Below are 23,183 nucleotides of genomic sequence, written 5' to 3' on the forward strand. Positions count from 1 at the left end.
CCCTCAGAAACTGAAGACGAGCAGGCTGCCGATTCCGGCGATGACGCAGTAGATCGCGAACGGCGTCAAGGTGCGCGTTTCGAAGTATTTCGTCAGAAAACGGACAGAAATGTAGGACGCAATACCGGCGACGAGGCTGCCGGCGAGCGCCGGGCCCAGCGACGGGCTGTTCTCCGGCGTGAACAGCGACGGCAGTTTCAGCACGCCCGCGGCGAGGATCACCGGGGTGGCGAGCAGCCACGCGAAGCGGGCCGCGTCCTCGTGACCGAGACCGCGGCGCAGGCCCGCGACCATCGTGATGCCGGAGCGGCTGATGCCGGGCAGCAGCGCGAGGATCTGCGCGGAGCCGATCAGCACGGCCTCCTTGACGCTGAGCTTCGACAGCCGCGCGTCGGTGGCTTCCTCGACCGTGACCGCGCGCATCACGAGCGTTTCCTCGGCGCTGAAGTCGACGGTGTCCTCGGTGTCCGCCGCGCCCCTGCCGGTGGTTTTCGGTGCGCTGCGGGAGAACCGCTCAGCCGCGTACAGCACGCCGCCGTTGAGGATCAGGAAGATCGCCGACGGCACGGGCTTGCCCAGGAAGTCGCGCAACAGGCTTTCGAGCAACAGCCCGGCGATGCCGACGGGGATCGTGGCGAGCACGAGCAGCCACGCGAGGCGCTGGTCGTTCGTGCGGACCTCGCGGTCGCGGATCGACGTCAGGAGGCCGCCGATGATGCGAACCCAATCGCGCCAGAAGAACAGCACGAGGGCGAGCGCGGTGGCCACGTGCATCGCGACGAGCACCGCCAGGTACGGCGAATCCTCGCCGATGCTCAGATCGCGCTGCCAGGATCCGCCGATCAGCGCGGGCAGCAGGATGCTGTGCCCGAGACTGGACACGGGAAACAATTCCGACACGCCTTGCAACGCGCCGACGACGATCGACTCGACATACGTGACCGCGGACATTCGCGAGCCTTTCTCGCGTCGGTTCGGGTTTCCTCGCGCAAGCTACCCACTGCGGGGTAAACCCGGGGCAAGGGGGCGAAAGACCACCGTGACCCACCCTATGCATGTTCACATCCATGAACACTAATCATGTCCTTGACTGGTGTTCGGCTGGTGGCTTAGCGTGGTCCCCACCACCCGATGGTGCGCCACCCGAGGAGGCCGGGATGCCGGGAGCAGCCGGAGCTTCACGCGCCACCCGCCCCTCGCGGACCGCACCACGGTGAAGAAATCGCCGACGCGGCCACTCCCGGCCGCCGACGCGACTCGGACGGGGGCCCGCTCAGCCCGGCGGCGGGGGCGGGCCTCCACCCTCCGACCGGGCGGGGACAGCCGCCGTCCGCCGGTGCCGCACCCGGAATCCGTGCCAGGCAGCGAAAAATCACCCGACTGCCACCCTCCCCGACCGCCACCCGGGCGCCGGCTTTCCGGCAGAGTGGCCGGCATGGACGACCTCTACCCACCGCTGGAACCCAGGGCCGAGGGCGTGCTGGACGTCGGCGACGGGCACCGGATCTACTGCCAGGAGGCGGGAAACCCGCGGGGCAAGCCGGTGGTCGTGCTGCACGGCGGGCCCGGCAGCGGGATCGCGCCGATGGCGCGGCGGCACTTCGACCCCAGCGCGTACCGGATCATCCTGTTCGACCAGCGCGGCGCCGGCCGCAGCACGCCGAGCGCCGCCGACCCCGGCGCCGACCTCGCGGCGAACACGTTGTGGCACCTCGTTTCCGACCTGGAACTGCTGCGCGGCGCCCTGAACGTCGAACGCTGGCAGGTCTTCGGCGGCTCGTGGGGCGCGACGCTCGCCCTCGCGTACGCCGAAACGTTCCCCGATCGCGTGACGGAACTGGTGTTGCGCGGCATCTTCACCGCGCGCCGGAGCGAACTCGACTGGATCTACCGCGGCGGTGCGGCGCACCTGTTCCCCGCCGAGTGGGACGACTTCCTCGCGCCGTTGCCGGAAGAGCACCGCAACGACCCGCTCACGGGCTACGGCGAACTGCTCGCGTCGGAAGATCGCGCCGTCCGGGACCGCGCCGCGATCGCGTGGAGCACCTGGGAAGGCGCGACGGTCGCGCTGGTACCCCAGGAGTCCTTCGTGAACCGCTACGCCGACCCGTCGTTCGCGCTCACGTTCGCACGGCTGGCCGTGCACTACTTCAGCCACGGCTCCTGGCTCGACGACGGCCAGCTGATCCGCGACGCGGGCAAGCTCGCCGGCATCCCGGGCGTCCTCGTGCAGGGCCGCTACGACGCCGTCTGCCCACCCATCACCGCGTACGAACTGCACCGCGCGTGGCCGGGTTCGGTGCTGCGCATCACCGAGGGCGCGGGCCACGCCGTGAACGACCCGGGCACCCTCGCGGCGCTGCGCAAGGCGACCGACGATTTCCGCTAGGCGTCCACCAGGACCCGGAACAGGCTTTCGAGCGTCGCGACGAGCGCGGGTTCGGCCGTTTCGTTCAGCGCGGTGCTGCCGATCACCGTGCGCATCAACCAGAACCCGGCGATCAGCGACAAGGCGACGGCCGCACGGTCGGTGCCGCGCGTGCCCGGGGCCACGTCGTAGATGTGGCGCTCCACGTGTTTCTCGATGCCCGCGCGCAGGATCTCGGCGGCCCGCGGGTTGGGCGCCGACCGGAGCATGAGCAGAAACGGGTCGAGGCTGTCGGCGTCCGGCTCCGTGCGGCGCACCAGCGCGGCGGCGACGTCGCGCGCAAGCGTGGCCGGGTCGCCCGTCAGCACGGTGCGCTCGGTCATCGACACCTCCACCACCTCGGCGAAAAGCCCTTCCTTCGAGCCGAAGTAGCGGTTCACGAGCATCGCCGTGACGCCGGCCGACTGCGCGATGTCGCGCACGCCCACGCCGTCGTAGCCGAAGCGTGTGAAGGCTTCGACGCCCGCGCGCAGGATCGCTTCGCGAGTCGCCGTGGCGTCACGCCGTCGGGGTGCGGTCATGTATACGAGTGTAGACTAGGCTTATATCTACACCCGTAGACTTCTGGAGAACCAAGATGGACCTGAACCTGACCGGCCGCCGCGCACTCGTCACGGGCTCGAGCTCGGGACTCGGCGTGGCGATCGCCGAACTGCTCGCGGCGGAAGGCGCCGACGTCGTGGTGCACGGCCGCGACGAAACCCGCACCCGGGCCGTCGCCGGCAAGATCGGCGCGAAGGGCGTGGCGATCGGCGACCTCGCCACCGACGAAGGCGCGGCCGCGGTGGCCGAAGCGGCCGGCGCCGTCGACGTGCTCGTCAACAACGCCGGCGCGTACGAACACCGCGGCTGGACCGACGCGACGCCCGAGGAGTGGGCGCGGACGTACGAGGTCAACGTCGTCTCCGCCGTCCGCCTGATCCGGCTGCTCGTCCCCGGCATGCGTGCACGCGGCTGGGGCCGCGTGATCCAGATCGGCGGCGGCCTCTCGGGCCAGCCGACGGCCACGCTCCCCCAGTACACCGCGACTCTGGCCGCGCGGCACAACCTCGCGGTTTCCCTGGCGCGCGAACTGAAGGACACCGGCGTGACGTCCAATGTGGTCGCTCCCGGCGCGATCCTCGTCGACGCCGTGCAGCGCTACCTCACCGACCTCGCCCCCGAGCACGGCTGGGGTGAGCAGTGGGCCGACATCGAACGCAACGCCGCGCGCGACTACGTGCCCAACGACATCGGGCGCTTCGGGCGGCCCGAGGAGATCGCCGGCGCCGTCGCGTACCTCGCGAGCCCGTACGCGGACTACGTCAGCGGGGCCACCCTCCGCGTGGACGGCGGCACCATCCGCTCCGTGGCTTAGATCCGGCCACCCGACGAGCTGTCGCCGCCGGAGAGCCGCTGCGCGAAGTACACCGGCACCGTCGACACGATGATCAGCACCGCCGCCACCACGTTGACCACCGGGGCCTGGTTGGGGCGGAACAGGTTGTTGTAGATCCAGATCGGCAAGGTCTCCATGCCGGTGCCCAGCGTGAACGTCGTGACGATGATCTCGTCGAACGACAGCGCGAACGCCAGCAGCCCGCCCGCCAGCAGCGCCGAGCGCAGCATCGGGAACGTCACCAGCCGGAACGTGGTGACGCCGTCGGCGCCGAGGTCCATCGACGCCTCTTCGAGGTTGCCGCCCAGGCGCCGCAGGCGGGCGACGACGTTGTTGAACACCACGACGATGCAGAACGTCGCGTGGGCGATGATCGCCGTGAGCAGCCCGAGGTCGATGCCGAGGATCGTGCGGAACGCGTTGTTCAGCGCGATGCCGGTGACGATGCCGGGCAACGCGATGGGCAGCACGATCAGCAGCGACAACGACTGGCGGCCGAAGAACTTGTAGCGCTGCAAAGCGAACGCCGCCATCGTGCCGAGCACGAGCGCGATCGCCGTGGCCGCCAGGCCCGCCTCGACGCTGGTCCACAACGCGTGCAGCGCACCGGCGTTGGTGACCGCGCGGCCCCACCACTCGAAGGTGAAGCTCTTCGGCGGCCAGCCGAACGTGGTGTCCGCGTTGAAGGAGTTGAGCAGCACCACCAGCAGCGGGAAGTAGATCACCGCGAACCCGGCCCCGAGTGCCGTCCACAGCAGCACCCGGGCGGTCTTCGACATCCGCACGGCGGTCTCCTAGAGGTTGTCCAGCGCGCCGGTGCGGCGCACGGCGGCCAAGTACACGAGCATGATCACGACCGGCACGATGGCGACGGTCGCGGCGAACGGCAGGTTGTTGGCCGCACCGATGTTGTCGTAGACGACGTTGCCGAGCATCTGCGACGTGCCGCCGACGATCTTCACAGCGATGTAGTCGCCCAGCGACAGCGAGAAGGTGAAGATCGAGCCCGCCACGATCGCGGGGAACGCCAGCGGCAGGATCACCGACCGGAACGTGCGGAACGAACGCGCGCCGAGGTCGCCGGACGCGTCGACCAGCGAGTCGGGCAGCCGCTCCAGGCCGGCGTAGATCGGCAGGATCATGTACGGCAGCCACAGGTAGGCCAGCGTGATCACGGTGGCCGTGACGCCGTAGCCGGGACCGGACAGGCCGAACGGGCTCAGCAGCCAGCCGATCGCGCCGTTGCCCGACAGCATCGTGCGCCACGCGTAGGCCTTCACCAGGTAGCTCGCCCACAGCGGCGTCATCACGGCGATCACGAGGATCCGTTGCGCCTTCGGGGAAGCGAGCTTGGCCATGGCGAACGCCATCGGGAACGCGATGATCGCGTCGACCACGGTCACCAGCAGCGCGATGCCGACGGTCCGCAGGGTGATCGTGCGGTAGACCGAGTCGGAGAACAGGGTGACGAAGTTGTCGAACGACCAGTCCGTGACCACCTGGCCGGTGTAGACGTCGGTCGACCAGAACGCGGTGACGAAGAGGGCGGCGAGCGCGCCGAGGTAGGCGAGGCCGAGCCACAGCAGCGGTGCCGTGAGCAGGATGCCCAGGCGCAACCGGGGTTTGCGGAAGAAGAAGGCCGAAGCGCGGCGGCTCGGCGTGCTCACGGCAGTCATGTCCTGCGCTTTCGGGTCACGCTCGGAAGAGGGGGGAAGACCGGGGGCGGCGGGCGAAGGGGGGAGGTGCCCGCCGCCCCCGGAGCCGGGGAGATCAGCCCTTGATCTCGGTCCAGGCGCGGGTCCAGTCGCCGTAGTCCTTGCACTTGACGTCCGTGCGGCCGTCGAGGCACTGCGGGATCGGCGTGGTCCAGTACTGGATCTTCGCGGCGTACGCGGCGTCGTTCGCGTGGTAGGTGTCGCAGAGCGTCTTGTCGGTCATCTCGGCGCAGGCCTTGGAGTTGGCCGGCGCTTCACCGAAGTACTCGGCGACCTGAGCGTTCACCTTCGGACTGATGATGTAGTCCATCCACTTGTACGCACACGTCTTGTGCTGCGACTTCGCGGACACCATCCACGTGTCCGACCAGCCGGTGGCACCCTCGCTCGGCACCGTGGCGTTCAGCGGCGCGCCCTCGCTCTTCGCGAGGTTCACCGTCACCTGCCACGCGGTGCCGATCACGGAGTCGCCGTTCTTCAGCGCCTGCGTCTCCTTGAGGTAGTCCGACCAGTACTCGCTGACCTGCGGGCGCTGCTTCTTGAGCAGGTCGACCGCCGCGTTGAACTGCTTGTCGTCCAGCGCGTACGGGTTCTTGATCCCGAGGTCGGGCTGGTGCGCCATCAGGTACAGCGCGGCGTCGGCGATGTAGATCGGCGAGTCGTAGGCGATGATCTTGCCCTTGTAGGGCGTGTTCGTGTCGAACATCGGCGACCACGACGTCGGCTCCGGGCTCACCTTGTCGGTGCGGTAGGTGAGCACGTTGGCGCCCCAGCCGTGCGGGACGCCGTAGGCGACGTTGTTGACGCTGTTCCACGACTTGTTCTTCAGGAACGGGTAGACGTCGTTGTAGTTCGGCACGAGCGCGGTGTTCACCGGCTCCACGTCACCCGAGGCGACCAGGCGCAGCGAGGCGTCGCCCGAGGCGGACACCACGTCGTACTGGCCCGTCTTCATCAGCGTCACGGCCTCGTCGGACGTGCCGAAGGGCTTGACGTGGACCTGGCAACCCGTCTGGTCCTCGAACGGCTTGACCCAGTTGATCTTCGAGTCGTTGGAGCCGTCCTCGGCGTAGCCGGGCCACGCGAGCACGTTCAGCTGGCCTTCCGGTTGGCCGAGCTGGGTGAGTGCGGCCAGCTTGGGCGGGGTGAACCCCTGTGCGCCCGGCGCCGACCCCGTGGTGGAGTCGGAACCCGACGTCCCGCAGGCCGCGAGCAGCAGGCTCACGCCGCACAGACCCGCGAGCAGCGTCTTCCTGTTCTTCATGTCGAGAGAAACCTTCCCGTGAGAACTAGCCGGCTTCGGGGACCCGGAAACTGTGTTCGTGGCGCCACCGCAAGCGGACCCGGCCGTCGGCGAACTCGACCGGTTCACTGGTGTTCTGGCGGACCACGGACAACTGACCCCCCGCATCGAGCGCGACAGCGTAGCGCACCGTCGATCCGGCGTATACGACATCCGTGACTATTCCGGTCGCGGAGGTCTCGCCGGGCCCCGCGGGCGCGGAGAGGTTGCCGTCGATGCGGATCTTCTCCGGCCGGATGCTGTACACACCCGGCTTGCCGATCACCGCTTCGGCACCGCGCCCGCTGAGCAGGTTGGACGTGCCGACGAAGCCGGCGACGAAAGCGCTCGCCGGTCTCTCGTACACCTGGACCGGGGTGCCGACCTGCTCGATCCGCCCGGCGTTGAACACCGCGATGCGGTCGCTCATGGTCAGCGCCTCGTCCTGGTCGTGCGTCACGAACACGAAGGTGATCCCCACCTCGCGCTGGATCTGCTTGAGCTCGAGCTGCATCGCCTGGCGCAGCTTGAGGTCGAGAGCTCCCAGCGGTTCGTCGAGCAGCAGCACCTTCGGGCGGTTCACCAGCGCCCGCGCGAGAGCGACGCGCTGGCGCTGACCACCCGAGAGCTGCGTCGGCTTGCGGTCGCCGTACCCCCCGAGCCGCACGGTCTCCAGTGCCGCGGCGGCGCGCTGGCGGCGCTCCGCCTTCGGCACCCGCTTGACCTTGAGGCCGTACTCCACGTTCTGCTGCACGGACATGTGCGGGAAGAGCGCGTAGTCCTGGAACACGGTGTTCACGTCGCGCTCGAACGGCGCGAGCGTGCTGACGTCCCGGCCCGCCAGGTGGATCGTGCCGGCCGTCGGCAGCTCGAAGCCGGCGATCATGCGCAGCACGGTGGTCTTCCCCGAGCCCGACGGGCCGAGCATGGAGAAGAACTCACCGGGTGGGATGTCGAGGTCCACGCCGTCTACAGCGCGGACCTTGTCGAAGTGCTTCTGCAGCCCGGCGAGCCGGATCGCCGGCTCGCCGCTCGCGCGCGGCCGTTCGGGCCGGCGCGAGGTCGAAGGGGCTTGGTGGGGCATGGCGGGCCTTCCCGTGGCTCTGGTCACGCGGTTCCTACAGCGCGCTCATCACGTGTTTGATGCGGGTGTAGTCCTCGAGGCCGTACAGCGAGAGGTCCTTGCCGTACCCCGACTTCTTGAACCCGCCGTGGGGCATCTCGGCGACGAGCGGGATGTGGGTGTTGATCCACACGCACCCGAAGTCGAGCTTGGCGGACACGCGCAGGGCGCGCTGGTGGTCCTTGGTCCAGACCGAGGAGGCCAGCCCGTAGGGCACGCCGTTGGCCGCCTTCACCGCGTCGGCTTCGTCGGAGAAGCGCTGCACGGTGATGACCGGGCCGAAGACCTCGTTCTGGGTGATCTCGTCGTCCTGCGTCACGCCGGAAACCACGGTGGCCTCGTAGAAGTAGCCCTCGTCGCCGAGGCGCTGGCCACCACAGTGGACGGTCGCGTGCGCGGGCAGGCGGTCGATGAAGCCGGCGACCTTCTCGAGCTGCGCCGCGTTGTTGAGCGGGCCGAAGGCGACGCTGTCGTCGTCGGGCTTGCCGGTCCTGTTCGCGGCGGCCTGGCGCGAGAGCGCGGCGACGAACGTGTCGTGCACGTCGTCGTGGACCAGCACGCGCGTGGCGGCGGTGCAGTCCTGGCCGGCGTTGAAGTAACCGGCGATCGCGATGGTCTCGGCGGCGGTTTCGAGATCGGCGTCCTCGAACACGATCACGGGCGCCTTGCCGCCCAGCTCGAGGTGCACGCGCTTGACGTCGCGGGCCGCGGAGCCGGCCACCTCGATCCCGGCGCGCACGGAGCCGGTGATCGACACCATCGCGGGGATCGGGTGCTCCACGAGCGCGCGGCCCGAGTCGCGGTCGCCGGTGACGACGTTGAGCACACCCGGCGGGAGGAACTCGCCGCAGATCTCGGCGAGCAGCAGCGTCGACGCCGGCGTGGTGTCGGACGGCTTGAGGACCACGGTGTTGCCGGCCGCGAGCGCCGGCGCGATCTTCCAGATCGCCATGAGCAGCGGGTAGTTCCACGGCGTCACCTGCGCGCAGACACCCACGGGCTCGCGGCGGATGAAGGACGTGTGGCCTTCCATGTACTCGCCGGCCGAGCGGCCTTCGAGCACGCGCGCGGCGCCGGCGAAGAAGCGCAGCTGGTCGACGATCATCGGCAGCTCCTCCGACATCGTCAGCGCCACCGGCTTGCCGGTGTTCTGCGATTCGACGCGGATGAGCTCCTCGCCGCGGGCCTCCACGGCGTCGGCGATCTTGAGGAGCGCGAGCTGGCGCTGGGCCGGCGTCGTCTCCTTCCAGCTCTCGAACGCCTCCGCCGCGACCTTGAGCGCGCGGTCGACGTCCTCGGCGCCCGCCACCGGCGCGGTGCAGTACGGGCGCCCGGTCACGGGATCGACGATCTCGAGAACTTTCCCGGACAGGGAGTCGACGTACTTCCCGCCGACGTAATGCTTCAGTTCCTGCACGCGTGCGCCTCCTGACTCTCCGTGGCAGGGTGAAACATATAACTCCATATTTCACATGACAAGGTCCTGGGGCACTATTGGCCCCAATCGCACGCCGAGACGGGTGGACCACACGATGCGCAAGGAGATGCCGAACAGAACGCGACTCGCGATGTTCGCACCGCTTGACCAGCTGGGCCGTGCCGAAGCGGTCGCGGCGCGGTTGCTCGACGCCATCACCCTGGGTCTGCTCGACGACGCCGAGCAGCTGCCGAGCGAGGCCGAGCTCGCCGCGCAGTTCCGCGTGTCCACCGTGACGGTGCGCGAAGCGCTCGCCGTGCTGCGGCAGCAGGGCCTGGTCGAGACCAGGCGCGGGCGGGGCGGCGGCAGCTTCGTGCGCACCCCGGACTGGCCGTCGCCGAGCACGTGGTCCGCACGACTGCGGCTCGTCTCCCTCTCCGACCTGCGCGATTTTGGCGACCACTACCTCGCGATCGCCGGCTCGGCCGCCCGGCTCGCCGCCGAGCGCAGCACACCCGAAGACCTCGAACGGCTGCGGCTGACGAGCGAAGACCTGCTGCGCACCGGCGGGCCCGAGGCGACCCGCGCGGAGCGGCACTTCCACCTCGAGGTCGCGGCCGCGGCGCAGTCGCCGCGGCTCACCAACCAGGAAGTTCGGCTGCAGGGCGAACACGGCGGGTTGCTCTGGGTGCCCCTCGAAGGCGACGACACGTGCCGCCAGTCCTACGCTGAGCACCAGGCGATCGTCACCGCGATCGCCGCCGCCGATGGCGATCTGGCCCGCAAGCTGACCGAGGAGCACATCCTGAGCGCGCTCGACCGGCTCGTGGATCTGCACTTGAGCCTCGAAACGCCGTAAGCTTCGATGACCCCGCAGCACGAGGTGAGCATCGTGACCGACACCCGCACGTTGATCGGCGACGAGGTCGTCGCTCAGGTATCGGCGCTGGTCGAGGAAATCTTCGAGCGCTTGAAGCCCGTACTGGCCGCCGCCGAGACGCTGCTGGCCGAGCCCGGCGGCGCCGGGTCCGAAACGCTGCATCGCATCCGGCCCCAGGTGCTGGAGGCGCTGGGCGGGCTGGTGATCGGCGCCGGGTTCGTGAGCGCGCCCCACGTGCTGTCGGACCAGGAGTTCGGCTTCGAGTGGTGGACCACGGTCGGAGCGGCCGACGAGGACACGCCGGAGCAGCTGTTCATCAGCCTCGACCCGGAGAGCCCGAACTTCCTCGACTACACGCGCCAGTCGTGGTTCACCGTGCCCCGCGACAGCGGACGGCGCCACATCAACGGCCCGTACGTCGACTACCTCTGCACCGACGAGTACACGCTCACCTTCACGCTGCCCGTCCACCGCGGAGGTGCGTTCGCCGGTGTGGTGGGAGCGGACGTCTACGTGCGCGAGTTCGAGCGGACGGTGCGCCGCCGGCTGCTTTCGCTGGGCCGGCGCGCGGCGCTGCTCAACGCGCAGGGCCGCGTGATCGTGTCGAACAGCGTCCGGCAGGCCACGGGTTCCCTGGTGCGCGACTTCGACGTGCCCGCGTGGTGGACCGCGGGCGCCGAACCGCTGACGACGCCGGCCGGCGCCACGTTGCGCCGGTGCGGTGATTCGCCCATCGCACTGCTCGTCACGGCCTGACCTGAAGCGCGAGCCAGAGTTCGGCTCTCGTGCCCGGCGAGTCGAGGTCCTTGCCGAGGAGTTCGGCCGCTTTGGTCATGCGGTTGCGCAGGGTGTGGCGGTGGACGCCGAGCCGGGTGGCGGCGCGGTCCCAGTGACCGTGGTTCTCGAGCCAGCAGCGGAGGGACTCTTCGAGCTCCTCCCGGCCCTGCAGCGGGGCGAGCAGATCGGCCGAAAACGCTTGCGCGGCACCGGGATCGAGGAGGTTCAGGAGCCCGCGCCCGGCGTGGTCGGCGTAGCGCAGCAGCGGCGTGCCTTGCGCGCGGGCGGCTTCGGCGGCTTGCCGGGCCTGGCGGAGCGCATCCGGGAACGCGGCGGTGTCGCCGATCCCGACGTGACAGCCGTCGACCGTGGCGGAGAGCACGCGCTCGGGCTCGTCGGTGACGGCGACGAGGAACCCGTCGGAGTGCGCGAAGAACACCTGCGCGGCAACGGGTTCGAGCCGGTCGTACACGGTGTTGCGCGCGGCCGGTGAACCCGCGACGGCGAGGACTGTCCACGGTGGATCCGGCGCACCCTGCGCGGTGCGCAGCACGTCGAGCGCCAGCGCTTCTTCGCCCGCCGCCATCAGGTCCAGCAGTCCGGTGCGCAGGCGCGACAGCGCCCCGTGTTGAGCCCGATCCTGTTCCAGGGCCAGGGAAAGCAGGGAGACAGCCGTGTTCACGATGTGGCGGCCGGGTGCGTCGAGCGGTTCACCGGTGCCGACGGCGAGCGCGCCGCGTGTGTGCAGGGTCTGGAGCACCACCTCCTGCTCCCCCAGCGCCACCACCCGGGTGCCGGCGCGCAGGCTCTTGACGTCGAGTTCCTCACCGTGGGCGCGGGCGGTCGCGGACGACGCCTCGCGCACGCGGCCGGCGGCGTCGAAGAGGACGACCCAGCCGTCGACGAGCCGCGCGAGCCGGCGGACCACACCCGCGACGCCGGAGCGCCCGACCGCCGTGCGGGTGAGCTCCTGCTGGGCCCGGCCGATGCGGACGGTCGCGGCGTACTCGTCGGCGGCCACGGCCCGGGAGACGGCGCGGGTGAGGGCGATGAACGGGGTCTTGCGCGGGACCTCCAGCACCGGGAGGCCGACCTCGTCGGCGGTCTCGACCAGCGGTTCCGGCACGTGGTCGTGGCTGAGGCCGACGCCGAAGCCGAGACCGGCGGCGCCCGCGTCGACGAGCCGGCGGACGTAGGCGGCGGACGTCGCGTCGTCGAGCGCGAGGCCGGTGGTGAGGAGCAGTTCGCCGCCTTCGAGGAACGCCTGCGGGTCGGTGAGCTCGGTGGGGTGCACCCAGCCGATGGGGCGGTCGAGCCCGGACTCCCCCGCGACCACCGACAGGCCCAGGCCGGGCTGGGCCGCCAGGGCGCGGAGCGTAAGTGCCATAGTGGCCAACCGTACGCGGTCAATTGGCCATCTTGTCCAGCTGACTCCGGCGGCCGGCGGCCGCATCCTGGGAGGCGACCCAGCCCGTCTCCCAGGAGTTGAGCCCATGACCACCACGCCCGCCGCCGAGCTCGTCGCGCCGGCACCCCGTCAGCGCCGGCTGCGCACCGAGATCCCCGGCCCGGCGTCGCGCGCGCTGCAGGAGCGGCGGACAGCCGCGGTCGCGGCGGGGGTGAGCTCCACGTTGCCCGTGTACGTGACGTCCGCGAGCGGCGGGCTGCTCACCGACGCCGACGGCAACGTGCTCATCGACTTCGGCTCCGGCATCGCGGTGACGAACGTCGGGCACTCCGCGCCTGAGGTCGTCGACCGGGTGCGCAAGCAGGCGTGCTGGTTCACGCACACGTGTTTCATGGTCACGCCGTACGAGGGCTACGTGGAGGTCTGCGAAGCGCTGGCCGAGCTGACGCCGGGCGACCACGCGAAGAAGTCGGTGCTGTTCAACTCGGGTGCCGAGGCCGTGGAGAACGCGGTGAAGATCGCGCGCGCGGCGACCGGGCGCCAGGCCGTGGTGGTGTTCGACCACGCCTACCACGGGCGGACGAACCTCACGATGGCCCTGACCGCGAAATCGGTGCCCTACAAGCACGGCTTCGGTCCCTTCGCGCCCGAGGTCTACCGCGTGCCGGGCTCGTACCCGTACCGCGACGGGCTCTCGGGTCCGGAGGCGGCGCGGATCGCGATCGACCGGATCGAGAAGCAGATCGGCGGCGACCAGGTCGCGGCCATCGTGATCGAGCCGATCCAGGGTGAGGGCGGGTTCATCGAACCGGCGCCCGGGTTCCTGCCCGCGCTTTCGGCGTGGTGCCGCGACAACGGCGTGGTGTTCGTGGCCGACGAGGTGCAGACCGGCTTCTGCCGCACCGGCGACTGGTTCGCGTCGTCCAACGAGGGCGTGGTGCCGGACCTCATCGCGACGGCCAAGGGCATCGCGGCCGGGCTGCCGCTCTCGGCGGTGACCGGGCGCGCGGAGCTGCTCGACGCCGTCGGCCCCGGCGGGCTGGGCGGCACGTACGGCGGCAACCCCGTCGCGTGCGCCGCGGCTCTGGGTTCGATCGCGACGATGCGCGCCGAAGACCTGTCCTCGTCGGCGCGGCGCGTGCAGGACGTCGTGCTGCCGCGGCTGCGGGCGCTGGCCGAGGAGACGGGTGTGCTCGGCGACGTCCGCGGGCGCGGCGCGATGCTGGCCGCGGAGTTCGTGAAGCCGGGCACGAACGAGCCCGACGCCGACCTGACCAAGCGCGTCGCGGCCGCGTGCCACGCGCTCGGCGTGGTCGTGCTGACCTGCGGCACCTACGGCAACGTCATCCGGCTGCTGCCGCCGCTGTCCCTGTCCAACGAGCTGCTCGACGAGGGTCTGTCCGTGCTCGAGCACGCGGTTCGCACGGAGGTGCGCAAGTGAGTGTTCCGTTCTGGGTCGCCGGCAAGCCGGTCACCAGTGGTACGACGGCGGTCGTTCGCCACTCCTACGACGGCGGTGAAGCCGGTTCCCACCACGTACCGTCCACTTCGGACGTCGAAGCGGCGGTGCAGGCCGCGGCGGACGTCGCGGACGAATTCGCCACGACGCCCGCGCACGTGCGCGCCGGGGCGCTGGACCACGTGTCTTCTTCGTTGAGCCGGCGGGCCGACGAGATCGCCCGGCTCATCACGGCCGAATCGGGCAAGCCGCTGAAGTGGTCACGCGGCGAGGTGGGGCGCGCGGTGTCCACGTTCCGCTGGGCGGCCGAGGAAGCGCGGCGCTTCTCCGGCGAACTGCAGCGCCTCGACACGGACCCGGGTGGCACCGGCCGTCTCGCCCTGGTGCGGCGCGTGCCGCGCGGGCCGGTGCTCGGGATCACGCCGTTCAACTTCCCGCTGAACCTGGTGGCGCACAAGGTCGCGCCGGCCATCGCCGTGGGGGCGCCGATCGTGCTCAAGCCCGCACCCGCGACACCGCTGACCTCGTTGCTGCTGGGCGAAATCCTGGCGGAGACGGCGTTGCCGGCGGGCAGCTGGTCGATCCTGCCCCTGGGCAACACCGAGACGGCCGAACTGGTGAAGGACCCGCGGCTGCCCGTCGTGTCGTTCACGGGTTCCGTGCCCGTCGGCTGGGCGATCCGCGACAGCGTGCCGCGCAAGCACGTTTCCCTGGAGCTGGGCGGGAACGGCGCCGTCCTGGTCTGTCCTGATTGGACCGACCTGGACTTCGCGGCGCAGCGGATCGCGACGTTTTCCATGTACCAGGCGGGGCAGTCGTGCATCTCGGTGCAGCGGGTGTACGTGCACACGGACGTGTACGACGAGCTGGAGTCGCGCGTGCTCGCCCAGGTGGCGGCTCTTCGCACCGGCGACCCCACCTCGGACGGCGTCGACGTGGGCCCGCTGATCAACGAAGCCGCGGCGACGCGGGTCTCGTCGTGGGTCTCCTCCGCGGTGTCCGCCGGCGGCCGCCTGCTGACCGGCGGCGGCCGCTCGGGCGCGACGGTGGAGCCGACCGTGCTCGCCGACGTTCCCGAAGACGCATCGGTGATGGCCGAGGAGGTGTTCGGCCCGGTGGTCTCGCTGGTCCGGGTGTCCTCTGTGGACGAGGGTGTCGAGCGGATCAACGCTTCGCGCTTCGGCCTCCAGGCGGGCGTCTTCACGCGCGACCTGCCCACCGCGTTCGACGTCTCCGCCCGCCTGAAAGTCGGCGGCGTCCTGATCGGCGACGTCCCGAGCTTCCGCGCCGACCAGATGCCCTACGGCGGAGTGAAGGACTCGGGTGCCGGCCGCGAAGGCCCGGCCTCCGCCATGGCCGACTTCACCGAAGAACGCGTGACGGTGCTGACCGGCTTGACCCTGTAGCACGTGATCCTGTGGGACGGGCCGCCCAGCCCCTGGGCGGCCCGTCCCTCCGCGAAACCCCTGGGCTACGCGGACTTCAGCGTCTCAGCCCACCGCCATCACAAGTACCGACCCCAGAACGCCGGCGGCTCCGGTTCCCACCCGGCCGGGAACGTCAAGTCCCCGCCGCCGAATTCGTTGACGAGGTAAGTCGGCAGGTCCGCGCCGTAGTAGATGATGTCGAAGCCGTACATGGACAGGACCGGGTTGCCGAAGGTCCCGGGCCGGCCCGCGACGTAGCGGTGTGAATAGATCGGCACGATCGGGGCGGCGCCGGCCAGGAACGTCCGGAACACCGCGACCGCGGACTCCGCCGACGGCGGGCGCGGGCCCCACGCGTCGTCCCAGTGGCCGTCGCGGACGGCGTCCGCCAGGAGGTCCGCCTCGAACGTGATGAGGTGGCGCAGGTCGTCGGCGGGGCCGCTGCGCCAGTCGGGCCAGCGGGCGCGGTCGGCGCCCGGCGGGTCGACCGGGAGGCCCGCGGCGAGGAACGCGCGGTGGTCGTCGGTGAACGAGATGCCGTGTTCCGCTTCGACGCGGGCGAACTCGGCGTCGGTGAGGCCGGGTTCGATCGGGCAGCAGTCGAAGCCGGCGAGCAGGCGCGCGGCGGTCACGCCCAGCGTTTCGGCGTCGGTCACGGCAGTTCCTCCACCGCGCGGGTCAACGCCGAGTGCGCGTCGACGAGGGACGGGCCGTACCAGGTCAGGTAGCGGCCCGACACCAGGAGCGGCCGGAAATCCGGAAAGAAGCCGGGGCCGTCGTCCACTGTGAACTCATACGGTTCGTCCGGCAGGACCACAACATCCGCGTCGGTGGCCAGCAGCTCCGCCAGCGCGGGCCGCGGATACCGCTCGTCGGCCGAGTCGTAGAGGTTCGCCACTCCGACGCGGCGCAGGACGTCGCCCGCGAACGTGTCGCGCCCCAGCACGATCCACGGCTTCCGCCACACCGGCACGACGGCCCGGAACCGCACCGGCGCGACCTCGCGCCACAGCTCCTCGGCCTCGACCAGCCACGCGGGCTCGGCGATGTCGTACACCTGCGTCAGCACCCGTCGCAACGAGCCCAGCGCGGCGGGCACCGAAGCGGCGGCCGCCATGACGAACACCGGGATTCCGTTGGCCCGCAGGCGTTGCACGTCCTCGGGCCGGTTCTCCTCGGAGTTCGCCAGCACGAGATCGGGCGCCAGCGCCAGCACCTGGTCGAGCTTCGGGTACTTGGACCCGCCCACACGCGGAACGTCCAAAGAAGACGGATGCGTGCAGTAGTCCGTCGCGCCCACCAACCGGCCGGGCGCGCTGACCTCGACGGCCTCCGTCAGCGACGGGACCAGCGACACCACCCGCGACGGCGGCCCGACGACCGGAACCGGCTCACCGAGGTCGTCGATCAGGTCCGTGCTCCTCATACGCGTTCGAACGACACCTTCCGCTTGTCGACGTCGACCGCCGTGAGCCGGACGCCGATTCGTTCACCCTCGGGGAACTTCTCGCCCGAGCACTTGGCCATCACGGGCGGGTCCTCGACGAGGATCTCGGCCCGCGTCTCCTCCGCGCGCAGCACCACGGCCGTGAACTCGCGCCCGACGCGCTCCGCCAGCACCCACGCCTCCACCTGGTCGATGCAGGCCCGTTCGACGCGCGCGGCGAGACTGTCCGAAGCGGACATCTGCGGCGGCACCTCGGTCAACGCCTCGCGCACCCACGACGGCACCTCGCTCCCGGCGGTCACGGCGAGGCACACCTCCGTGGCGAACCGGTCGACCAGCCGCCGGATCGGCGCCGTGACGTGGGCGTACGCGCCGCCGATGCCCGCGTGCGTGGTGAGGCTGGGCAGCGAACCGTCGAACGACGTGTAGCCGGCGCCGCGCAGGAGGCGCGTGGTGTCGGCGAAGATGGCCATGGACGACGGCTGCCCGGGGTCCAAAGAGGACAGGAACTCGGACACCCCGACGCCGGCCGACCACGCGACGTGCACCACGGAAGCGGACCGGCGCAGCCACTCCACGGCGTCTGCGTCCGGCGGCGGCAGCGTCCGCAGCACGCCGACGCGGGCTTCGAGCATGATCTGCGCCGCCGCCATACCCGTGAGCAGGGAGATCTCGGCGTTCCAGGCGTCGACGACCGTGCGCGGGCGGCGGGCCAGCGCCCAGCCGCCGTCGGGGTCGCCGCTGATCTCCTGTTCCGGCAGCTGCAGCTCGACGGCCCCGCGCTGCACGGCCAGCTCGCGCCGCAGCCGCCCCAGCTCGGGCAGCGCGGCGACGGACGGGTGCGGGTTGCCGGCGTCGAGCGAGGCCTGCACGCCCTCGTAGTCGAGCTGCTCGGTGGACCGCACGAGCGCGCGGCGCACGCGGGTGGCGGTGAGCTCTCCGGAGGAGTCGACGTCGATGGTCCAGAGCACGGCCGGGCGCGTCTCGCCCGGCAGCAGGCTCGCGGCGCCTTCGGACAGGACGGTCGGGTGGAGCGGGACGTTGCCGTCGGGCAGGTACAGCGTCTGGCCGCGGCGGCGGGCCTCGTGGTCGAGCGCGCCGCCCGGCGGGACGAACGCCCCGAGGTCGGCGATGGCGTAGTGCACCCGGAAGCCGCGCGCGGTGCGTTCGACGACCATCGCCTGGTCGAGATCCTTGGCGCCGGGCGGATCGATCGTCACGAACGGCAGGGCGGTGGCGTCCTCGCGGCCTTCGGCGCGCGGGCCGAGCACCGCGGCCTCGGCCTCGGCCAGCACCTCGGGACCGAACGAATCCGGCAGCGCGAACTCGGTCCGGAGCCGACGGAAGTCCCCTCCGGACGCGGGTGTCCTGATCACGAGTGGCACCACACAACACTATCCCCCGCCCCGGCCGCCGATCGCCCGTTCGGGCGCGAGCCGCGCGGGTGTACGTTGAGCCGTGCTGTAATGAAAACCATCTTCATTTTTTGAAAGGGTTTCGCCGTGAAGATCGCGTTCGTCGGCAAGGGCGGCAGCGGGAAGACCACGCTCTCGTCGCTGTTCGTCTCGTACCTGGCCGACGCAGGCAAACCGGTGCTGGCGATCGACGCCGACATCAACCAGCACCTCGCCGTCGCACTGGGCGCGACCGAGGAGGAGGCGCTCGCGTGGCCCACGCTGGGTGACCACATGGCGCTCATCAAGGACTACCTGCGCGGCGACAACCCGCGGATCCCCGACGCCGCCGCGATGATCAAGACGACCCCGCCCGGCCGCGGCTCGCGCCTGGTCACGCCGTTCGAGGACAACCCGATCACGGACGCGTGCTTCCGCTCCCTGGGCGGCGTGCGGCTGGGCGTGACCGGCCAGTTCGACGAGGACGACCTCGGCGTGGCCTGCTACCACTCCAAGGTCGGGGCGGCGGAGCTCCTGCTGAACCACCTGGTCGACGGCCCGGGCGAATACGTCGTCATGGACATGACCGCCGGTGCCGACGCCTTCGCGTCCGGCCTGTTCACGCGCTTCGACGTGACTTTCCTGGTGTGCGAGCCCACGCTGCGCAGCGTCGGCGTGTACCGCCAGTACGCGGACCACGCGCGCGACTTCGGCGTGCACCTCGTGGCGGTCGGCAACAAGGTGACCGACGCCGACGACGTCGCCTTCCTGCAATCCGAACTCGGCCCGGCGCTGCTCGGCTGGCTCTCCTCGTCCCGCCACGTCCGCGCCGCCGAGCGCGGCTCGTGGCGCCCGATCGGCGAACTGGAGCCACGCAACCTCACCACGCTGGACTCCATGCTCTCCACGGTCGACGACACCACCCGCGACTGGACCCGGTACCAGCAACAGGGCGTCGAGTTCCACCTGCGCAACGCCCGCGCCTGGGGCAACGGCCGGACGGGCGCGGACCTGGAGTCCCAGGTCGACCCGGAGTTCGTGCTGGGGCCGGGGGTTTCGACGGCGTTGTGACGGCGTGGGGCGAGCGGTCCGCTCGTGCTCGGCGCTCACCGGGCTCACCGCGGGGCGTCGTGGCGACGGCCTGCAGCCGCACGAACGGTCCACTCACGCCGAGGCGGCCCCGGACTCATGACGCGACGTCACGGCGACGACCTGCAGCCCGGCGAGCGGCCCGCGCGTCCCCGACGCCTGCGCGCTCACCGCAAGACGTCGCGGCGATCCGCAGCCGCACGAACGGTCCACTCACGCCGAACCAACCCCGGCCTCACGACACGACGCCACCCCGACGACCTGCAGCCCGGCGAACGGCCCCGCCGTGCCCGACGCCCACGCGCTCACGACACGACCTCGTAGCGATCCGCAGCCGCACGAACGGTCCACTCACGCCGAAGCAACCCCGGACTCACGACACGACGCCACCCCGACGACCTGCAGCCCGGCGAGCAGCCCCGCCGTGCCCGACGCCCACGCGCTCACGGGACGACCTCGTGGCGATCTGCAGTCGGGCGAACGGTCCACTCGTAACGCGGCGGTCTGCCGGCTCCCTGCCCGGCATCGCGGCGATGATCGGCAGCCGGGCTGGTCGTGGCCCCTGCGTCACGTGTGGCCGTGGCGCGGGACGTGCTCAGCCGGGCTGAGTCGGCCTCGCGACGAAACGCGGCCGCCGTGGATTCGCGCCGCAGCACTCCGCGACCATGAGCTTGCTTGTCAGCCAGCGCGACCATCGCCGAGTCGCGAGGCGTCCGGCCGCCGGATCAAGTTGAGTGGTGGAAGTCGATGGCGCAGCGCGCACCGTAGCGCCGGTGGCTGACGTCGCTACTGCCCAGAGCTGAACCGGCCCGCCGTTAGCCGCGGCACCGCCGGCCGGCGACACGGCTGAGCCGGCCGCACGTCTCTGCGCGGATTCTGCCCGGCCGTCAGGATGTGGCCCCGGCACCGCCGGCTGGCAGCCACGGGCTAAGCCGGCCGCAGGTCACTGAGCGGAGCTTGCTCGGCCGTCAGGATGTGTGGCCCCGGCGCGCGACGCGGGCAGCTCAGCGGGGCCGTGCGGCGACGTCGGCGAGCCTGGCGTGGTGGCGGGCCGGTGCGGCCGGCCCGCCGGTGGTGGTCAGTCGCCGTTCCATTCGCGGTCGGCGGCGTCGGCTTGCTTGGTGCGTTCCCGGGCGATCTCGAGGGCACGGCGGGCCGTGGCCTCGTCCGGGTACGGCCCGAGGAGGTCGATGCTGCGGCTGCGCTGGAGGTGTTCCACCTCGTGGGTGCGGGTGTTGTAGTACCAGCCGGGGTCGGGATTCGGGTCGTCAGCCATGCGTTCAGCGTGGCATCCGGGACGTCACTTGCGCCAGCGGAACGGAATCTCGGTCGGCTCGCCCGTCGGGCCGAACTCGCCGCCACCGCCGTCGCCGTCGGGGTTGTCCGGGTACTCGTCGAACCACCCGCGGGCGCTCGGCAGTCCGCGGGGCGGCGTCGCTTCGTCGTCGGGGGTTTTCCGGTCGGACAGGCCGAGCGGCACGTCCCGCACCGGCGCGCCCTCCGCCGAGCCGCGCTCCCCCGACAGCTTCCGCTCCATCGACGACGGCTGCGGCAACGCCGGCTTCTCCGCCGGCACCGGCGGGGTCTGCGGCACCTCCGGCACAACCGGCACGGACGGCTCCTTCCCGGGAAACACCGGCGGCGCCGCCCGATACCCCCGCGCCGTCACGGGCGGCGGCGCGACGGGCCCCGACTCCTGCCCCGGGAACACCGGCAGTGGTCGCCCGTCCGGCCCCAACTGCGGCCGGGGCTGCGGCTGGGGCAACTCGGGCCACCGCGCCTGCACCGGCTGCTCCCACCCCTGCGGCGGCCGGGCCTCCCCGCCCCGTCCACCCGGCTGCGGCAACGGCGGCTGCCCGCTGCCCGGCACTGGACCAGGCACACCCGGCGCAGGTCCGGCGGGCACACTTCCGCCGGGCAACGGCCCTGCCGACGTCGGCCCGCCGGGCTCCGGCTCGCTCGGCGCGGCTTCGCTCGGCACCGGACCGCCAGGTGCGGGCCCGCTGCGTGCGGTCTCACCAGGCACAGCTGGGCCCGACGCCGGCCCGCTCGGCGACGTTTCGCTGGGGACGGGTCCGACGGGCGCGGCCTCGTTCTGTGTCGTCAGGCCAGGCACGATTTCGCCGCCGGCCAACTCGCTCGGCACCGCGCCGGTCGGCGCTGGTCCGCTGGGCGCGACAGCACTTTGCTCGCCCTCGCCCGATGCCGCTCCACCAGGTGCCGGCGCGCTGATCGCAGCAGAACTCGGCGCAGGTCCGCCGGGCACTGCCCCGTTTGGCGTGGGCTCGCCCGGCACCGCGGCATCAGGCACCGGATCGCCAGGTGCAGACGAACTCGGCGCGCGTCCGCCGGACGGTGGAACGCTTGGCGTGGTGTCGTTCGGTGCGGCTTCGCCCGGCGCAGGCTCATTGGCCGGGACTTCGACGGGTTGCTCTCCGCGTGGTGTGGCTTCGCCCGGGGCAGGTTCATTGGCCGGGACTTCGACAGGTTGCTCTCCGCGTGGTGTGGCTTCGCCCGGCGCAGATCCGTTTGCCGGAACCTCGACGGACTCCGCTCCACGCGGCGCGACTTCGCCCCGCGCAGGCCCGTCCGCCGCAACCTCGACGGAATCCCCTCCACGCGGCGCAGCTTCACCCCGCACAGGCCCGCCCGCCGCAACCTCGACAGATCCCGCTCCACGCGGCGCAGCTTCACCCCGCACAGGCCCGCCCGCCGGAACCTCGACAGATTCCGCTCCGCGCGGTGTGGCTTCGCCCCGCGCAGATCCGTTTGCCGCCACTTCGACAGGTTCCGCTCCGCGCGGCGCAGCTTCGCCCGACGCAGGCCCGTTCGCCGGGACCTCGACGGAATCCGCTCCGCGCGGCGCAGCTTCAGCCCGCGCAGGCCCATTTACCGGGACCTCGACAGGTTCCGCTCCACGCGGCGCGGTCTCGCCTCGCGTCGTCGCGTCCGGCGGTGGTGCGCCGGAGGCAGGGTCGGCAGCGGCGAGTCCAGTCGAAGGCGGTCCGGCGAGTGCTGGGTCGCTTGGGGTGGTTCCGTCGGGAGTGGTGCCGCTCGGTGTCGGGGCGTTCGGTGGAGGTTCGGCGGGAGCGGTTTCGGTGGGTTGCTGGGCGTCCGGTTGGGGGCTCGGGATTGGTGCTTCGTGGGGACGCTGGTCGGTGGGCTGTGTGTCGTGCGGGGGCGGAACTTCGGCGGGCCGGGGCTCCGCTGCGGGGTTTGCCAGTTCAGGGCTGGACGATTCGGCCGATGAGTGCTGTGGGGTCGCAGCTGTGCTCGGTGTCGGCGGCTCCATGGATGGCTCCGTCGCCGGTGCCGTCTCGGGCTGCGTCGCGGCAGGCGGCTGGTCGGACGATGCGGGTTCTGGATCGACAGTGGCAACGTCCGAAAGCTGTTCCGACGCAGCTTCGGTGGGCCGATGCGCTGATGCCGGCTGGGCGCTCTCGTGTTGCTCAGTGGCACCAGGCGTTTCGAGGGGCTGTTCAGGCCCCGGGGGCTGGTGCGGTTCCCGCTGTTCAGCCGGTTCCTGCAACTGTGCCGAATCGGTCGCGTGCTGCTCCGGGGCGGGATTCTGGTTTGAGTGCGGACCGGCTGAGTCGGGTGGTTCCTCAGTCTGCACAGGTTGGGTGGGCTGTTGCTGAACCCAGGACTCCTCGGCTGCAGGCTCGGAGAGCGCGTCGACCTGGTGCTCTTCCTCGCCGACGTGCGGGAGGGCCGGCTCGGACTGCGGCTGGTTCGACTCTGCCTGTGCTGGGCGCTGGACAGTTTCGGGCTCTGCGCCGGGCCTGGTCGGCGTCCGCGAGTCCGATGGCGCAGCGGCTGGTTCTGCGGCGGAGGGCGGCTGAAGTGCAGAAGGCGGGTGCTCAGCTGCTCCAGGCTGGTGGGCAACCGGTGGCACGTCCGCAAGAGGTGCCGTCGACTCCCGTCGGGACGCGTGGGGCGCCTGCGCGGCAAAGCTGCTG

General features: G+C 71.3%; 20 protein-coding genes. 7 read left to right on the forward strand and 13 right to left on the reverse strand.

The genetic code is table 11. The features are described 5' to 3' along the window. Positions 1–3 precede the first annotated feature (3 nt). Positions 4–951 carry an undecaprenyl-diphosphate phosphatase gene (locus ACIA77_RS34380; protein ID WP_395890220.1) on the reverse strand — a complete coding sequence of 316 codons (948 nt, stop codon included), beginning with the start codon at positions 949–951 and terminating at the stop codon, positions 4–6. Between the two features lie 484 nt (positions 952–1,435). Here ACIA77_RS34380 and pip point away from each other — a divergent pair, with 484 nt between their 5' ends. Then, positions 1,436–2,389 carry a prolyl aminopeptidase gene (gene pip, locus ACIA77_RS34385; protein WP_395890221.1) on the forward strand — a complete coding sequence of 318 codons (954 nt, stop codon included), beginning with the start codon at positions 1,436–1,438 and terminating at the stop codon, positions 2,387–2,389. Here pip and ACIA77_RS34390 read toward each other — a convergent pair. Next, entirely contained in the window at positions 2,386–2,949 is a 564-nt protein-coding gene (locus ACIA77_RS34390; protein WP_395890222.1) for a TetR/AcrR family transcriptional regulator, read from the reverse strand. The two genes, pip and ACIA77_RS34390, sit on opposite strands and share 4 nt — an antisense overlap. A 56-nt stretch (positions 2,950–3,005) precedes the next feature. On the opposite strand from ACIA77_RS34390, the gene ACIA77_RS34395 reads away from it, so the two are divergent. Beyond that, positions 3,006–3,785 (forward strand): SDR family NAD(P)-dependent oxidoreductase, encoded by a 780-nt coding sequence (locus ACIA77_RS34395; RefSeq protein WP_395890223.1) that lies wholly within the window; start codon positions 3,006–3,008, stop codon positions 3,783–3,785. On the opposite strand, the gene ACIA77_RS34400 is transcribed toward ACIA77_RS34395, so the two are convergent. The 5 genes from ACIA77_RS34400 to ACIA77_RS34420 form a co-directional block, all read right to left on the reverse strand. Continuing rightward, positions 3,782–4,585, reverse strand: coding sequence for an ABC transporter permease (locus tag ACIA77_RS34400; RefSeq protein ID WP_395890329.1), 804 nt, complete (start codon positions 4,583–4,585; stop codon positions 3,782–3,784). The genes ACIA77_RS34395 and ACIA77_RS34400 overlap by 4 nt on opposite strands. Before the next feature lie 15 nt (positions 4,586–4,600). Beyond that, a complete protein-coding gene (locus tag ACIA77_RS34405) occupies positions 4,601–5,482 on the reverse strand; it encodes an ABC transporter permease (protein WP_395890224.1) in 882 nt (293 codons plus the stop codon). 94 nt (positions 5,483–5,576) lie between these two features. Continuing rightward, positions 5,577–6,785, reverse strand: coding sequence for an extracellular solute-binding protein (locus ACIA77_RS34410; protein WP_395890225.1), 1,209 nt, complete (start codon positions 6,783–6,785; stop codon positions 5,577–5,579). 25 nt (positions 6,786–6,810) lie between these two features. Then, positions 6,811–7,887: an ABC transporter ATP-binding protein gene (locus ACIA77_RS34415; protein WP_395890226.1), complete on the reverse strand. Its 1,077-nt coding sequence runs from the start codon at positions 7,885–7,887 to the stop codon at positions 6,811–6,813. A gap of 34 nt (positions 7,888–7,921) precedes the next feature. Then, positions 7,922–9,343: a gamma-aminobutyraldehyde dehydrogenase gene (locus ACIA77_RS34420; RefSeq protein ID WP_395890227.1), complete on the reverse strand. Its 1,422-nt coding sequence runs from the start codon at positions 9,341–9,343 to the stop codon at positions 7,922–7,924. 115 nt (positions 9,344–9,458) lie between these two features. On the opposite strand from ACIA77_RS34420, the gene ACIA77_RS34425 reads away from it, so the two are divergent. Beyond that, entirely contained in the window at positions 9,459–10,202 is a 744-nt protein-coding gene (locus ACIA77_RS34425) for a FadR/GntR family transcriptional regulator (protein ID WP_395890330.1), read from the forward strand. A 6-nt stretch (positions 10,203–10,208) separates the two neighbouring features. Then, positions 10,209–10,979, forward strand: coding sequence for a cache domain-containing protein (locus tag ACIA77_RS34430; protein WP_395890228.1), 771 nt, complete (start codon positions 10,209–10,211; stop codon positions 10,977–10,979). Here ACIA77_RS34430 and ACIA77_RS34435 read toward each other — a convergent pair. Further along, positions 10,969–12,387 carry a PucR family transcriptional regulator gene (locus ACIA77_RS34435; RefSeq protein ID WP_395890229.1) on the reverse strand — a complete coding sequence of 473 codons (1,419 nt, stop codon included), beginning with the start codon at positions 12,385–12,387 and terminating at the stop codon, positions 10,969–10,971. The two genes, ACIA77_RS34430 and ACIA77_RS34435, sit on opposite strands and share 11 nt — an antisense overlap. 106 nt (positions 12,388–12,493) lie before the next feature. Here ACIA77_RS34435 and gabT point away from each other — a divergent pair, with 106 nt between their 5' ends. Together gabT and ACIA77_RS34445 are read left to right on the forward strand one after the other, a co-directional pair. Further along, a complete protein-coding gene (gene gabT / locus ACIA77_RS34440; RefSeq protein ID WP_395890230.1) occupies positions 12,494–13,849 on the forward strand; it encodes a 4-aminobutyrate--2-oxoglutarate transaminase in 1,356 nt (451 codons plus the stop codon). After that, positions 13,846–15,273, forward strand: a complete 1,428-nt coding sequence (locus tag ACIA77_RS34445) for an aldehyde dehydrogenase family protein (protein WP_395890231.1) — start codon at positions 13,846–13,848, stop codon at positions 15,271–15,273. The genes gabT and ACIA77_RS34445 overlap by 4 nt, the downstream gene beginning before the upstream one ends. A 98-nt stretch (positions 15,274–15,371) precedes the next feature. On the opposite strand, the gene ACIA77_RS34450 is transcribed toward ACIA77_RS34445, so the two are convergent. From ACIA77_RS34450 to ACIA77_RS34460, 3 genes are read right to left on the reverse strand one after another with little or no spacing between them, the layout of a single operon-like run. Then, complete coding sequence (locus ACIA77_RS34450) at positions 15,372–15,950, reverse strand: hypothetical protein (RefSeq protein ID WP_395890232.1); 579 nt, start codon at positions 15,948–15,950, stop codon at positions 15,372–15,374. Further along, on the reverse strand, positions 15,947–16,720 hold the full coding sequence (locus tag ACIA77_RS34455) for a helical backbone metal receptor (RefSeq protein ID WP_395890233.1): 774 nt from the start codon (positions 16,718–16,720) through the stop codon (positions 15,947–15,949). The genes ACIA77_RS34450 and ACIA77_RS34455 overlap by 4 nt, the downstream gene beginning before the upstream one ends. After that, a complete protein-coding gene (locus tag ACIA77_RS34460) occupies positions 16,717–18,117 on the reverse strand; it encodes an RNB domain-containing ribonuclease (protein ID WP_395890331.1) in 1,401 nt (466 codons plus the stop codon). The genes ACIA77_RS34455 and ACIA77_RS34460 overlap by 4 nt, the downstream gene beginning before the upstream one ends. 126 nt (positions 18,118–18,243) lie before the next feature. Here ACIA77_RS34460 and ACIA77_RS34465 point away from each other — a divergent pair, with 126 nt between their 5' ends. Continuing rightward, positions 18,244–19,206: an AAA family ATPase gene (locus tag ACIA77_RS34465; RefSeq protein WP_395890234.1), complete on the forward strand. Its 963-nt coding sequence runs from the start codon at positions 18,244–18,246 to the stop codon at positions 19,204–19,206. A gap of 1,096 nt (positions 19,207–20,302) precedes the next feature. Here the strand turns inward: ACIA77_RS34465 and ACIA77_RS34470 are convergent. Together ACIA77_RS34470 and ACIA77_RS34475 are read right to left on the reverse strand one after the other, a co-directional pair. Continuing rightward, positions 20,303–20,500 carry a hypothetical protein gene (locus ACIA77_RS34470; RefSeq protein ID WP_395890235.1) on the reverse strand — a complete coding sequence of 66 codons (198 nt, stop codon included), beginning with the start codon at positions 20,498–20,500 and terminating at the stop codon, positions 20,303–20,305. A gap of 24 nt (positions 20,501–20,524) precedes the next feature. Further along, complete coding sequence (locus ACIA77_RS34475; RefSeq protein ID WP_395890236.1) at positions 20,525–20,836, reverse strand: hypothetical protein; 312 nt, start codon at positions 20,834–20,836, stop codon at positions 20,525–20,527. Between the last annotated feature and the right edge of the window lie 2,347 nt (positions 20,837–23,183).

The sequence above is a fragment of the Amycolatopsis sp. NPDC051903 genome, from assembly GCF_044452505.1.
In the GTDB taxonomy this organism is placed as follows: Bacteria; Actinomycetota; Actinomycetes; order Mycobacteriales; family Pseudonocardiaceae; genus Amycolatopsis.

Bases quoted from the DNA above. Each gene is read 5' to 3' on its own strand.
- ACIA77_RS34405 (WP_395890224.1), bottom strand. From the start codon at position 5,482: ATGACTGCCGTGAGCACGCCGAGCCGCCGCGCTTCGGCCTTCTTCTTC.
- ACIA77_RS34455 (WP_395890233.1), bottom strand. From the start codon at position 16,720: ATGAGGAGCACGGACCTGATCGACGACCTCGGTGAGCCGGTTCCGGTC.
- ACIA77_RS34390 (WP_395890222.1), bottom strand. From the start codon at position 2,949: ATGACCGCACCCCGACGGCGTGACGCCACGGCGACTCGCGAAGCGATC.
- ACIA77_RS34395 (WP_395890223.1), top strand. From the start codon at position 3,006: ATGGACCTGAACCTGACCGGCCGCCGCGCACTCGTCACGGGCTCGAGC.
- ACIA77_RS34425 (WP_395890330.1), top strand. From the start codon at position 9,459: ATGCGCAAGGAGATGCCGAACAGAACGCGACTCGCGATGTTCGCACCG.
- ACIA77_RS34435 (WP_395890229.1), bottom strand. From the start codon at position 12,387: ATGGCACTTACGCTCCGCGCCCTGGCGGCCCAGCCCGGCCTGGGCCTG.
- pip (WP_395890221.1), top strand. From the start codon at position 1,436: ATGGACGACCTCTACCCACCGCTGGAACCCAGGGCCGAGGGCGTGCTG.
- ACIA77_RS34400 (WP_395890329.1), bottom strand. From the start codon at position 4,585: ATGTCGAAGACCGCCCGGGTGCTGCTGTGGACGGCACTCGGGGCCGGG.
- ACIA77_RS34380 (WP_395890220.1), bottom strand. From the start codon at position 951: ATGTCCGCGGTCACGTATGTCGAGTCGATCGTCGTCGGCGCGTTGCAA.
- ACIA77_RS34410 (WP_395890225.1), bottom strand. From the start codon at position 6,785: ATGAAGAACAGGAAGACGCTGCTCGCGGGTCTGTGCGGCGTGAGCCTG.
- ACIA77_RS34470 (WP_395890235.1), bottom strand. From the start codon at position 20,500: ATGGCTGACGACCCGAATCCCGACCCCGGCTGGTACTACAACACCCGC.
- gabT (WP_395890230.1), top strand. From the start codon at position 12,494: ATGACCACCACGCCCGCCGCCGAGCTCGTCGCGCCGGCACCCCGTCAG.
- ACIA77_RS34415 (WP_395890226.1), bottom strand. From the start codon at position 7,887: ATGCCCCACCAAGCCCCTTCGACCTCGCGCCGGCCCGAACGGCCGCGC.
- ACIA77_RS34430 (WP_395890228.1), top strand. From the start codon at position 10,209: ATGACCCCGCAGCACGAGGTGAGCATCGTGACCGACACCCGCACGTTG.